This window comes from Empedobacter sp. UBA7620, from assembly GCF_002484185.1.
GTDB classification, from domain to species: Bacteria; Bacteroidota; Bacteroidia; order Flavobacteriales; family Weeksellaceae; genus Empedobacter; species Empedobacter falsenii_C.
This window is the reverse complement of record NZ_DLJI01000064.1, coordinates 52,465-63,899: the sequence shown is the minus strand read 5'-3', so window position 1 is coordinate 63,899 and position 11,435 is coordinate 52,465. Positions and strand designations below refer to the sequence as shown.

Genomic DNA, 11,435 nt, shown 5'->3' with positions numbered 1-11,435 from the left:
ATCAAACTTTGATGAAAAGTCCATTTTTAAGAAATCTTCGGAATGAATTTTAAATCCTGGGTAAAATGGTTGATAATATTCTTTTAAATATTCGACTGATTCTGTATCAATCTCCACAACCTCTATATTTTTCTTTGCTTGTAAAATATATTTTGTCAACACGCCCATTCCTGGACCAATTTCTAAGACACGATCATAGCCTTCCCAAGTTAACCCTTCGGCGATGTCTCGTGCAATATTTTCGTCATTCAAAAAATGCTGACCTAAATGTTTTTTAGCTTTTACTTTCAAAAATTCTAAATTTTAAGTTTTCTTTAACCAACTTACCGTAGAATATATACGGAATATCTTTCTTGCGAAATAAGTTTTTTTTATCTTAGCCCCAAAATTAACCCAAATGTCAAAAACGAACGATAAATTTGAGAAAAAAAGACTGCGATCTTCAAACATCACTGTTGTGATTAGTATTTCGCTTGTTTTATTTCTATTAGGTATTTTCGGCTTAATTGTCATTAATGCACAAAGTTACGCAGAACATCTAAAAAGAGAGTTAAAAATCGAGGCATATTTTAAAGATGTCGAAGATCCAAAATTAAAAGATAAGGAGCTTGATTTACAGAAATCTTATATCGATTCGTTGAAGGTGAAGTATTCTTTTGTTGAGGCTACACAGTACATCAGCAAAGAAGAAGCTGCTAAAATTGCGAAAAAAGATTTGGGTACAGATGGTAGCGATTTCTTCGAAGAAAGTATTTTCCCTGCATCAGTTCAAATCACATTGAACCCTGCATTAATACAATCAGTTGAACAAATTGATTCTATTAATAAGGTATTGGCAAAAAATCCAATTGTAGACGAAGTAAAAAGTGACAAAGAAGCGATGGTAACGATTTACCACAGCATCAACAAAATTACTTTCTGGATTATGATTTTTGCTGTTATTTTCTTAGTGATTGTAGTCGTTTTAATTAACAACTCTATTCGTCTGAAAATTTATGCAAAACGTTTCAGCATCAAAACAATGCAATTAGTTGGTGCGCGTAGACGTTTTATTGTAAAACCTTTCTTGATAGAAGCCGCAGTTTTAGGTTTCTTAGCAGCATTTATTGCAGCGGTAGGATTAGGTTTCTTATGGTACATTTTAGCAACAAAAGTTGGTTTAGTACTTTGGAATCCAAGCTTTACTCCACTTATCCTTATTTTAATTGGAATTGGAGTTGTTATTGCCGTTTTCAGTACATTGTTTGCTGCATGGCGTTATTTAAGATTAAAAACTGATCAACTTTATTAATGAAATCAAATTCTATCGATACAACAAAAAAATCAGCATCTACAAATGATGCTGGTTTTACTTTTTTATTTGGAAAAAGAAATTACATTTTCATGGCAATTGGTGTTGCGCTAATTGGTCTTGGATTTTTATTAATGACAGGACACGACGCCAACACAAGGCCAGATGGAACGTGGGATGCAAATTATTGGAACGATGAAATCTATTCTTTTCGTAGAATTAGATTAGCGCCATTTTTAGTTGTCGTAGGTTTCATAGTCGAGATTTATGCCATTTTAATCAATCCGAATAAAGAAAAATAATGAATACTTTACAAGCAATTATCATTGCTATTATAGAAGGTCTTACCGAATATTTACCAATTTCTTCTACAGCACACATGGGATTCACAGCAGCTTTGATGGGAATGCCAGAAAGTGAATTCTTAAAAATGTTTCAAGTTTCTATACAATTTGGAGCAATTTTATCAATCGTCGTTTTATATTGGAAAAAATTCTTTGACTTCAAAAATTTCAATTTCAATTTTTACATCAAATTAGCTTGTGCTGTTATTCCTGCCCTTATATTAGGAAAATTATTTGATGATAAAATCGAAGCTGTTTTAGGAAATCAAGTTGCTATTTCTGGAATGTTAGTTTTCGGAGGTATCATTTTATTATTTGTAGACAAATGGTTCAAAAATCCTAAAATTAATGATGAAAAAGATATTACATTAAAACAAGCAATTATTATCGGTTTTTGGCAATGTTTAGCGATGATGCCTGGAACTTCTCGTTCTGCCGCTTCTATTATTGGTGGTATGACGCAAGGTTTATCGCGTAAAGCAGCTGCTGAATTTTCTTTCTTTTTAGCGGTTCCGACAATGTTAGCGGTTACAGTTTATTCTGTTTTTGTGAAAACATGGGGAGAAGATACTGCAACACCAATGAGAGGTTACGAAATGATTTTGCAAGATCAAAACCATATTATATTATTTGTAATTGGAAATGTTGTCGCATTTATTGTGGCGTTAATCGCAGTAAAAACATTTATCGCAGTTTTAACAAAATACGGTTTCAAATTTTGGGGTTGGTACAGAATTATCATCGGTATTATTTTACTGATTTATTTCTCTTACAATTCTCCAACACAAGCAGAAAAAGATAATGCCGCTTCAGTAGAAACTACAATGATTCAGCACAAATAAGATGAATGTAGAAAAAATACAAGAAGGTCACGTTTTTTTGATTGATAAACCACTTGATTGGACATCTTTTGATGTCGTAAATAAGATTCGTTGGAACATTAGAAAAGCATATAACTTAAAGAAAATAAAAGTTGGACATGCTGGGACTTTAGATCCAAAAGCTACTGGACTTTTATTGGTTTGTACAGGGAAATGGACAAAACGCATTGATGAATTTCAGGCGCAAGAAAAGACTTATACTGGTACAATTAAATTAGGTGTAACGACGCCTACATATGATTTGGAATCGGAAGAAGATCATACTTTTCCTACTGAACATATCACAGAAGAAATCATTCACGAAGCAACGAAGCAATTTATTGGAGAGATTGAACAATTTCCACCAATGCATTCAGCAGTAAAAGTAGATGGAAAACGTTTGTATGAATTAGCTCGCGAAGGTCAAGAAATAGAACGTAAAGCACGTAAAATAACGATTCACGATTTTAAAATTACAAAAATAGATTTACCTTTTGTCGATTTTGAAGTGAATTGTAGCAAAGGAACCTACATTCGTTCTTTGGCTTTTGATTTTGGAAAAGCAGTCAATTCTGGTGGATATTTAACAGCACTTCGTCGTACAAAAATTGGCGAATTTGATGTCATCAATGCTGAAAATTTCGCTTTAGAAAAAAGCTATTTTGAAGAAGAAAATACAACAGAAGAAGTATAAAATCAGAAAAGCTTGAACAAATGTTCAAGCTTTTTTTAGTTATAAAGTGATTAATACTTTATTTATTTCATCGCTCACTAATTTTGGCTTTTGCATCACCATAATATGTGTTCCGCCTTCTATTTGTATTGCATCTTTGATATATTCAATCGGAAAAACAATATCTTTTGTACCATGAATATGTGTGATATTTTCTTCGTGATAAGCTGTAGAATGTTCCCAGTTTACAATCTTATGAATCGACCAACTTAAATATTCTTTGTTTCGAAACTCAAAAATATCGTCAATATTATCTTTTTCTCGATCAGTATAATATAATTTTCGCATCATCATGTACGAAAATGTCCGATCCGAAGTTAAGAAACTCATCGGAATTATTTTGTGTGCATTAATAGAAGCCGAGAATCGAAATAACTTCGGAAGCTCTGCCCTATTCTTCACTGTCGAAATCAGAAATGTATGTTTTGGATTAATAAAACGATTCATTTCCTGCACAATTATTCCACCAAAAGATAATCCCATCAAAAGAAAATCTTCTGTGGGATTTATTTTATCTAATAATCTTTCGGTATAATGAGCCAAAGTTTCATCTTTCTCTGGATCTAACCAAGGAATATAAACTTGCTCAAAATCTTGTTCCAAGCGTAGATTTCGAAAAGCATTTGCGTTTGCGCCTAATCCACTTACTTGATAAATTTTCATACCTTAATTTATAATATATCTTTTTTCTTTGAGTAATCTGTTGGACGAACTCCAATTACTTTTTGGAATGTATTACTAAATGTTGGTAAACTATTGTAACCAACCATTGTCGAAATTTCACTGATTGAATACGTATTATCAATTAACAATTGTAAAGCGCGTAACATTCTTAAAATAGTGAAATATTGAACAAATGTCATATTCAAATCTTTTTGGAATAATCGTGATAATGATCGTTCAGAGAAACCGAATTCGGCTGTAATTTTCTTCATTGTAATCGAAGAATCCATATTATCATCTAAGAATTGAACGATTTTTTTCAGACGTTCGTCGTGTGGTAATGGAAGAGCTAATCGTAAACTACTTTTGCTTACTTTAGGTAATATTTCTTTAAAAGCTTGTGCAATTACATATTCGCTTCTGTTTTCTGGAACAATATCTCCTTTCCATTGGTTAGAAAATAATAAAAGCTCTAACAACAATCCATCAGCAGGATAGATTCCTACTTTTTTATAAAACGAATTATCACTTTCATTAATAGGGAAATATAAATTTCTCATAATCACCTCTGGTGTATTTGGGTGTATACTATGTTCCACATGAGGCGGTATCCACATATAGTGTCTTGCAGGTAAATAAAAAGTATCTTTTCCTATTTTTACATAAACTATTCCTCCCTCACAATAAAGAAATTGCGCTTTGTTATGTTTATGTTCTACCACGTATGCTTCCGAAATTTCCTTATGGTAACAGAAAATTGAGGTTGGTAATTTGTCAATTTCGGTTAGGTAATATCGTGTTTCGAACTTATTATCCAAATGTATATTCATAGTTTCTTTAATCTGCGAACTAATATAATAATTTATTTGATATGATGTATAATGTACACAAATAAAAATGTCCGAAATAGATAATTATTTGACTATTTTTAATATTAACTTTTTATTAATTAATCCAATATTTGTAATTCCCTTCGTTCAGAAGGGAACAATTATTGAATAGTATTAGAAAGAAAAAGTTGCATTATGTTGGAAAGAATAAAATTAACTAACTTACAGTCAAAAGTAATGACAGCAGAGGAGTCTGCCAAATTTTTTGAAGATGGAATGACTGTTGGTTCTAGTGGTTTTACAAGAGGAGGCGATACAAAAGTTGTATTAAAAGCTGTTGCGGAGCGTGCCAAATCTGAAAATTTAAAAATCACTTTAGTAACAGGAGCTTCATTAGGACATGGTACAGACGCAGCTTTAGTAGAAAGTGGAGCATTAAAAAAACGTTTACCATTCCAAGTAGACACTGTAATGCGTAAAAATATAAATGCAGGTAATGTTTTATTTATCGATCAGCATTTAGGAGAAACTGCTGAACATATTTTAGATGGACAATTTAAAATTAATTTAGGTGTTTTAGAAGTTGCTGAAATTTTAGAAGATGGTTCTTTAGTACCTACAACTTCTATCGGTAATAATGCTGAAATTGCTGCAAATGCAGACAAATTAATCATCGAGATTAACACGTCTATTCCTACAAATATCAAAGGTATTCACGATATTTATAGTGTAGAAGAATATGGAAAACGTACTCCAATTAACATCACTGCTTGTGATACAAAAATTGGAACAGAAACAATAAAAGTAGATCCTTCTAAAATTGTTGGAATTGTTTTTCACGACATTCAAGATGCTCCTGGAGACATTCAACCAGCTGATGAAGCGACTTCTGCAATCGCTCAAAACATTGTAAAATTCTTCGAAAATGAAGTCGAAGAAGGTCGTCTTACAAAATCATTAATGCCATTACAATGTGGTATTGGTAAAGTTGCAAACGCTGTTTTAGGTGGTTTAGAACATTCTGATTTTGAAGATTTAGTCATGTATTCAGAAGTTTTACAAGATTCTACATTTGACTTAATCGATTCTGGAAAAATGAAATTTGCTTCAGCATCTTCTATGACAGTTTCACAAGAATGTTACGATCGTGTAATTGGAAACATCGACAATTATAAAGATAAAATTGTTTTACGTCCACAATCTATTTCTAACTCTGCCGAAGTTATTCGTCGTTTAGGAATTATCGGAATCAATACATCTTTAGAGTGTGATATTTATGGTAACGTAAACTCAACTCACGTTTCTGGTACTCATATAATGAACGGTATTGGAGGTTCTGGAGATTTTGCTCGTAATGCATTTATCTCAATCTTCGTTACAGCTTCTATCGCAAAAGGTGGTAATATTTCGTCTATCGTTCCTATGGTTTCTCACACAGATCACACAGAACACGATGTAGATATTATTGTAACAGAGCAAGGTTTAGCTGATTTGAGAGGTTTAGCGCCACGCGAAAGAGCCATCGAAATCATCAATAACTGTGTTCACCCAGATTATAAAGCAGAATTATTATCTTACTTCGAAAGAGCTTGTGCAGAAAGAGGTGGTCAAACGCCACATATCTTAGAAGAAGCGTTCTCTTGGCACACAAGATTGAAACAAACAGGTTCTATGAAAAAAGAAGAATTATTAGTTTTAAATCATTAGAATAATAAATAATAAGACTATACTTTTTTTAAAGCATAATTCAGAATTTCTGGATTGTGCTTTTTTTGTGAAATAATGTAACTTTGTTAGAAGTCTAAGAAACATGAAAAAAATACTTTTAATAACACTACCATTGACAACTTTTTTCGCGTGTCAATCTAATCAAAACGAAAATCAGAATTTAGAACAAATTGATAAAAAATCGGCTCGTGAAGTTGTTTTAACAACCGAAACAAAAGGCGATTCTGTTTTACATATTACTAAACAAAAAATTTGGTCAAACGATTTGATGATTGCAGAAAAAGTAGATACGTTGATTACGCACAAACAATATACACCTACCGATTCTACTAAAATTCCTATTTACGTAACCATTCAATAATCTACCATGAATAAAAAAGAAAAAAGAGCAAGTAAAGTTGTAACTTTAGTGTTAATTTCTTCGGTTCTTAGTTCATGTATGAATCGTGAAGAAGCACCCGTTACGAACAATGCGCAAAAGGTATATATGCGTGCAGATTCTACTGCGCCTTACACAGATGTTACGTCAAATTATTCGTCGCATTCTGGTGGTTCACATCACGGCGGAATGGGAAGTTCGTTGCTTTGGTTTATGGCTTTTCGTAGCTTAACTGGTGGTGGAATGGGCTATGCAAGTCAAGGTTTGCATCAACAATCTAATGTCGGAACAAACGCGGCAAAAGCACAAGCGTACAAAAGTCAAACTGTTCGTGGTGGATTCGGAAAATCTGCTTCTTCTCGTTCAGTTTCATCTTAAACAAATTTTATGCAATTAAAAAGAATAAAAGCTGACGAAAACTGGCAAGAAAGGTTAGAAAATATCGGCTTTGGTTATCATACAGACGAAAATAAACAAACCTATTGGGTAGAAGATTATTATTATTCGATTTCAGAAAAAGAAGCGGATAAAATTTTTGAAGCGACAAACGAATTATGGGAAATGTGCTTGAATGCTGTCGAACATGTGATTCAAAATAATCGTTTGGACGAATTTAAAATTCCAAAATTTATTCAACCTTATTTGATTGATACATGGGAAAATGATGCGCCAAGTATTTATGGTCGTTTTGATTTTGCTTATGATAATGATCAATTAAAAATGTTAGAATTCAATGCTGATACACCAACTTCTTTGTTCGAATGTGGTGTTATACAATGGCTTTGGATGGAGAATTATTTTGGAGAAACGAAAGATCAATTCAATTCTGTTCATGATAAATTAATTGAAACGTGGAAAATGTTAAAACCTTATTTGAATGGTGAAACTTTACATTTTTCGTGCGTGAGAGAATCGTTAGAAGATTTGACGAATATCGAATATATCAGAGATTGTGCAATACAAGCCGGAATTAATACCAAATTAATTTACGTCGACGAAATCGGTTGGAATAATGTCAATTTTGTTGATTTAGAAGAAGAACCAATTACAGATATTTTCAAACTTTATCCGTGGGAATGGATGATGAACGAGTTGTTTGCGTACAACATCAAAAATGATGAAATCAACGCAAATTGGATAGAACCAGCTTGGAAAATGATTCTTTCAAACAAAGCTATTTTGCCTATTTTGTGGGAATTATATCCAAATCATCCGTTGTTGTTAGAAGCTTATGCAGATTCGCCGAATGAGATGAAAAATTATGTCAAAAAACCATTGTTATCGCGTGAAGGTGCAAATGTAGAAGTTGTAAAAAACGGCACTATTTCTGAACAAACTTCGGGCGAATATGGTGAAGAAGGTTTTATTTATCAAGCTTTAGCAAATTTACATCACGAAGATACGGGTTATACTATTATCGGAAGTTGGATTATTGGACAAGAATCGTGTGGAATTACTTTCCGCGAAAGTGACGAATTTATTACAACCGATAAAAGTCGTTTTGTTCCGCATATTATTGAGTAATGTTAACAACAATCAACGAAAATTGGAAATGGAAAGGCGTAAATGCTATCAAAATAATTGATCAAAATGATTTTGGAAATATTATTTTTCAAAACATTGATAATTCAATTTGGAGAATCTGCCCAGAAGAATTAGAATGTATAAAAATAGCAATCAATTTAGAAGATTTTAATAGTTTAAAATTAGATAATGATTTTATTATTGATTGGAATTTTGAACATTTAGTAAATAAATGCAAGGAAGAAATTGGTAATTTAGAACTAAATGAAAAATATTATTTAATAATTCCGGCTATTCTCGGAGGCAAATACGAAACTTCTAATATAAGTAAGATTAATTTCGAGGAATTAATAAGTATTTCAGCTGATTTAGCTTTTCAAGTAAATAATTTAGCAAATGGTCAAAGAATTATTTTCAAAACATTAAATAAATAAAAATTAAAAAGTCTAATTTCACTCCGAATTAGACTTTTTTAGTTGGAACAAAATCAAATAATTAGCTCAAAAATTGCAAATAGTTTAAAAATTCGTAGGTTTCATCGTATTTATTTCATAAATTATAAAAAGATTCTGTTAAAATGTTTTATCAATTAAAGGTTTAAGAAATAAAACGTTAGATAATTTTTCACGAATCAAAACCAACTAAATACAAACCAAAAAGTAGAAATATGGATTTTTTAGATGATTTGTTTAACTCTTCAACCCTTCCCACAGAGCGCATTTCGCGTATGCTCGAAGAAGATTTGTTTTGGCAAATTATAGAAAATTCTTTGCTCAATGCCAATAATTTGCAAGATCAAGAAAAGGCTTTGGAGCAAGAATTAGAAGATCTAACTGCCGAGGACATTATTGGGTTTCAACTTCGATTAGAGTTCTATTCGTATTCATTACATTCGCCTGAAATATGGTGTGCTGCTTGTATTATGAATGACGATACAGATCCTACGCATTTCTATTATTTCAAAAATTGGATTATTTCGCAAGGACAAGAATTGTTTGAAAAGGCAATTTTGAATCCTGATAATTTAGCCGATTATTTTAACGAAGGCTTTAACGAAGATGATTTATATGAATTTGAAGATTTTCATTTAATCGCTGATGATGTTTTCTACGAAAAATTTGAACACAAAATTATTGATTTTGTAGACAAAGAATGTTTTAAATTTTATACCGAAAAATCTCCAAAACCTGATTTTGATTGGGATGACGAAAATTTAACCAATTTACAAATCATTTGCCCAAGATTATTCAAAGTTTTTATAGAAGATTATTCTCCAGACGACGACGAAATGGAAGATGATTTTGATGATGAAGACGAGTTTTTGTAGTTTTTTTTCTAAATTTAACTTAATAAAGTTATCATTCTAAACTACTCAGTCATCTTTCACTCGTTTCAAGATCAGATCACAACAAAAATATTCCCTTGAGAGAAATGTAGTTGTGTTAAAAAACTAATCCTCTTTCAATAAAATCTCTACTTCTAAATATTCGTGGTAATTTTTGACAAAATCATGTTCAAAATCAATGTCTTCTAAGCGCATTTGCACGCCTTTTTTATCAACATCAATGTAATCTAAAATCGTTTGAACATTATAAAGTTCAAGATTATGAAACGTAGGATACAACGTAATTTGCTTTAAGGTAAGTGCCATAATAAAACAATTGATTCCATTAAAATTAACCCCGATATCAGCGAAATTTTTATAAAAAGCAATCAAATTTGTTTTGAGTTGAAGATTATAATTAAAACTTCTTAATTTGAAGTTTTTCAAGACCAATCGATTTGTGGTTTTCAAAACAATTTCTTCGGTAATCTGAAGATTTTTACTCAATAATTCTAAAACTTGTTTATCCTCAACCAATTGATATAAAATATTCAAATAACGCTTTGCTTCTTCAAACTCAAACAATTCCAAACTCACTAAAATCGATAAGAAAAGAAAACGTTGATTTGTAGGATACACAATTTCAATCTCTTTCAAATACTTTTGTGCTTCCTCAAATTTCAATTTATGAATATAATATTCGGCAATGTAGAAATTCGCTGCATACAAGTAATAATCTTCCTTTTTTGCTTCTAAAAGATACAAAATCGACTCTTCGTTGAAGTTTAAATTGCGCTGAACAACTCCTTTCAGAAAAAGTGCCTTTTTATCTTTTGGATATTCGTGAAGTAACTGATTTAATAAATCTTGTGCCTTAATTAATTGCTGAATTGGATTGTGAATAAACGAAAAACTTTTCCAAATTGGATATTGATTTTCATCCATTTCATCATCAAAAATCAAGAAAAAAATATCATTAAAAAGTCGATTGTAATCCACAGTATAAGTTTTAGTAGTGCTAAAATTAAGCTATTTTTAGTAGTTAACAAAGTTCGTTTTCTAAACACCCAGAATTTTAAATAATTCGTCTTTCTTTGAACCTGAAATAGTAATCAGTTTTCCATTTTCCAATTCTATTATATGACCAGAAAAAGATTGTATCATCAATACATTAACGATAAATGATCGTTGAACACGTAAAAATCTAGAAGAATCTAAATCCTTTTCGAATGATTTCATTGTCGACAAAGTAGTTAAAGTCTCTTTTTTTGTAACAATTTTCAAGTAATCACCTTGTGCTTCAATGTAAATGATATCATTAAAAATAATTTTCTCTAATTTTCCATTTACTTTAATGAATACAAAATCACGAACAGATGTTTTATAATCGTCAATATCTTTTTGTCGTTCCTTCACTCGATTAACAGCAGTTAAAAAACGTTCAAAACGAACAGGTTTCACCAAATAATCTATAGCACCGGAGTCAAAACCAGCTAATGCAAAATCACGATGAGCTGTCACAAAAATAATTGAAGGTGGATAACGAAGAGACTGCACCAATTCAATTCCATTTAGATGAGGCATATTGATATCGGTAATCAGTAAATCAATTGGATTATCTTGTAGAAACAACATAGCTTCTATCGGATCATCAAATGATTTTTTAACATCTAAAAAAGAGATTCTCGAAGAAAAACTCTCCATAATTTCTCTTCCAAGCGGTTCATCATCAAGAATGATACAAGCTAATTTTTTCATA

General features: G+C 31.3%; 15 protein-coding genes. 10 read left to right on the top strand and 5 right to left on the bottom strand.

The features are described from left to right. Positions 1–291 (bottom strand): rRNA adenine N-6-methyltransferase family protein (locus tag B2217_RS16455; RefSeq protein WP_291123260.1); only part of this gene is annotated, 291 nt, incomplete at its 3' end. Positions 292–397: 106 nt separating this feature from the next. On the opposite strand from B2217_RS16455, the gene B2217_RS16450 reads away from it, so the two are divergent. From B2217_RS16450 to truB, 4 genes are read left to right on the top strand one after another with little or no spacing between them, the layout of a single operon-like run. Then, the gene (locus B2217_RS16450; protein ID WP_291123257.1) at positions 398–1,291 is read left to right on the top strand and encodes a cell division protein FtsX; all 894 of its coding nucleotides are present in this window, start codon (positions 398–400) and stop codon (positions 1,289–1,291) included. Then, a complete protein-coding gene (locus B2217_RS16445) occupies positions 1,291–1,593 on the top strand; it encodes a DUF3098 domain-containing protein (protein WP_052217597.1) in 303 nt (100 codons plus the stop codon). The genes B2217_RS16450 and B2217_RS16445 overlap by 1 nt, the downstream gene beginning before the upstream one ends. Beyond that, positions 1,593–2,477: an undecaprenyl-diphosphate phosphatase gene (locus B2217_RS16440; protein WP_291067808.1), complete on the top strand. Its 885-nt coding sequence runs from the start codon at positions 1,593–1,595 to the stop codon at positions 2,475–2,477. The genes B2217_RS16445 and B2217_RS16440 overlap by 1 nt, the downstream gene beginning before the upstream one ends. A gap of 1 nt (position 2,478) precedes the next feature. Further along, entirely contained in the window at positions 2,479–3,189 is a 711-nt protein-coding gene (truB, locus tag B2217_RS16435; protein WP_180906176.1) for a tRNA pseudouridine(55) synthase TruB, read from the top strand. A 39-nt stretch (positions 3,190–3,228) separates the two neighbouring features. Here the strand turns inward: truB and B2217_RS16430 are convergent, their stop codons facing one another. Both B2217_RS16430 and B2217_RS16425 read right to left on the bottom strand, forming a co-directional pair. Further along, a complete protein-coding gene (locus tag B2217_RS16430; protein WP_114999497.1) occupies positions 3,229–3,891 on the bottom strand; it encodes an alpha/beta fold hydrolase in 663 nt (220 codons plus the stop codon). Positions 3,892–3,899: 8 nt separating this feature from the next. After that, positions 3,900–4,721 (bottom strand): AraC family transcriptional regulator, encoded by an 822-nt coding sequence (locus B2217_RS16425; protein ID WP_180906175.1) that lies wholly within the window; start codon positions 4,719–4,721, stop codon positions 3,900–3,902. A gap of 195 nt (positions 4,722–4,916) precedes the next feature. On the opposite strand from B2217_RS16425, the gene B2217_RS16420 reads away from it, so the two are divergent. The 6 genes from B2217_RS16420 to B2217_RS16395 all read left to right on the top strand — a co-directional run bounded on the left by B2217_RS16420 (position 4,917) and on the right by B2217_RS16395 (position 9,679). Beyond that, a complete protein-coding gene (locus B2217_RS16420; protein ID WP_180906174.1) occupies positions 4,917–6,428 on the top strand; it encodes a succinate CoA transferase in 1,512 nt (503 codons plus the stop codon). Positions 6,429–6,531: 103 nt separating this feature from the next. Further along, on the top strand, positions 6,532–6,810 hold the full coding sequence (locus B2217_RS16415) for a hypothetical protein (protein WP_038337307.1): 279 nt from the start codon (positions 6,532–6,534) through the stop codon (positions 6,808–6,810). A 6-nt stretch (positions 6,811–6,816) separates the two neighbouring features. Further along, positions 6,817–7,206, top strand: a complete 390-nt coding sequence (locus B2217_RS16410; protein ID WP_180906173.1) for a hypothetical protein — start codon at positions 6,817–6,819, stop codon at positions 7,204–7,206. Between the two features lie 9 nt (positions 7,207–7,215). Continuing rightward, positions 7,216–8,352 (top strand): glutathionylspermidine synthase family protein, encoded by a 1,137-nt coding sequence (locus B2217_RS16405; protein ID WP_180906172.1) that lies wholly within the window; start codon positions 7,216–7,218, stop codon positions 8,350–8,352. Continuing rightward, positions 8,352–8,786 carry a T6SS immunity protein Tdi1 domain-containing protein gene (locus B2217_RS16400; RefSeq protein WP_180906171.1) on the top strand — a complete coding sequence of 145 codons (435 nt, stop codon included), beginning with the start codon at positions 8,352–8,354 and terminating at the stop codon, positions 8,784–8,786. Before B2217_RS16405 ends, B2217_RS16400 begins: the two co-directional genes overlap by 1 nt. A gap of 233 nt (positions 8,787–9,019) precedes the next feature. After that, complete coding sequence (locus B2217_RS16395) at positions 9,020–9,679, top strand: DUF4240 domain-containing protein (RefSeq protein ID WP_180906170.1); 660 nt, start codon at positions 9,020–9,022, stop codon at positions 9,677–9,679. Between the two features lie 123 nt (positions 9,680–9,802). On the opposite strand, the gene B2217_RS16390 is transcribed toward B2217_RS16395, so the two are convergent. Together B2217_RS16390 and B2217_RS16385 are read right to left on the bottom strand one after the other, a co-directional pair. Then, positions 9,803–10,675, bottom strand: coding sequence for a tetratricopeptide repeat protein (locus B2217_RS16390; protein ID WP_280046031.1), 873 nt, complete (start codon positions 10,673–10,675; stop codon positions 9,803–9,805). A 60-nt stretch (positions 10,676–10,735) separates the two neighbouring features. Then, a complete protein-coding gene (locus B2217_RS16385) occupies positions 10,736–11,434 on the bottom strand; it encodes a LytR/AlgR family response regulator transcription factor (protein WP_280046032.1) in 699 nt (232 codons plus the stop codon). Position 11,435 lies beyond the last annotated feature (1 nt).

Coding starts and splice junctions, on each gene's coding strand:
- B2217_RS16450 (WP_291123257.1), top strand. CDS start 398: ATGTCAAAAACGAACGATAAATTTGAGAAAAAAAGACTGCGATCTTCA.
- B2217_RS16445 (WP_052217597.1), top strand. CDS start 1,291: ATGAAATCAAATTCTATCGATACAACAAAAAAATCAGCATCTACAAAT.
- B2217_RS16440 (WP_291067808.1), top strand. CDS start 1,593: ATGAATACTTTACAAGCAATTATCATTGCTATTATAGAAGGTCTTACC.
- truB (WP_180906176.1), top strand. CDS start 2,479: ATGAATGTAGAAAAAATACAAGAAGGTCACGTTTTTTTGATTGATAAA.
- B2217_RS16430 (WP_114999497.1), bottom strand. CDS start 3,891: ATGAAAATTTATCAAGTAAGTGGATTAGGCGCAAACGCAAATGCTTTT.
- B2217_RS16425 (WP_180906175.1), bottom strand. CDS start 4,721: ATGAATATACATTTGGATAATAAGTTCGAAACACGATATTACCTAACC.
- B2217_RS16420 (WP_180906174.1), top strand. CDS start 4,917: ATGTTGGAAAGAATAAAATTAACTAACTTACAGTCAAAAGTAATGACA.
- B2217_RS16415 (WP_038337307.1), top strand. CDS start 6,532: ATGAAAAAAATACTTTTAATAACACTACCATTGACAACTTTTTTCGCG.
- B2217_RS16410 (WP_180906173.1), top strand. CDS start 6,817: ATGAATAAAAAAGAAAAAAGAGCAAGTAAAGTTGTAACTTTAGTGTTA.
- B2217_RS16405 (WP_180906172.1), top strand. CDS start 7,216: ATGCAATTAAAAAGAATAAAAGCTGACGAAAACTGGCAAGAAAGGTTA.
- B2217_RS16400 (WP_180906171.1), top strand. CDS start 8,352: ATGTTAACAACAATCAACGAAAATTGGAAATGGAAAGGCGTAAATGCT.
- B2217_RS16395 (WP_180906170.1), top strand. CDS start 9,020: ATGGATTTTTTAGATGATTTGTTTAACTCTTCAACCCTTCCCACAGAG.
- B2217_RS16385 (WP_280046032.1), bottom strand. CDS start 11,434: ATGAAAAAATTAGCTTGTATCATTCTTGATGATGAACCGCTTGGAAGA.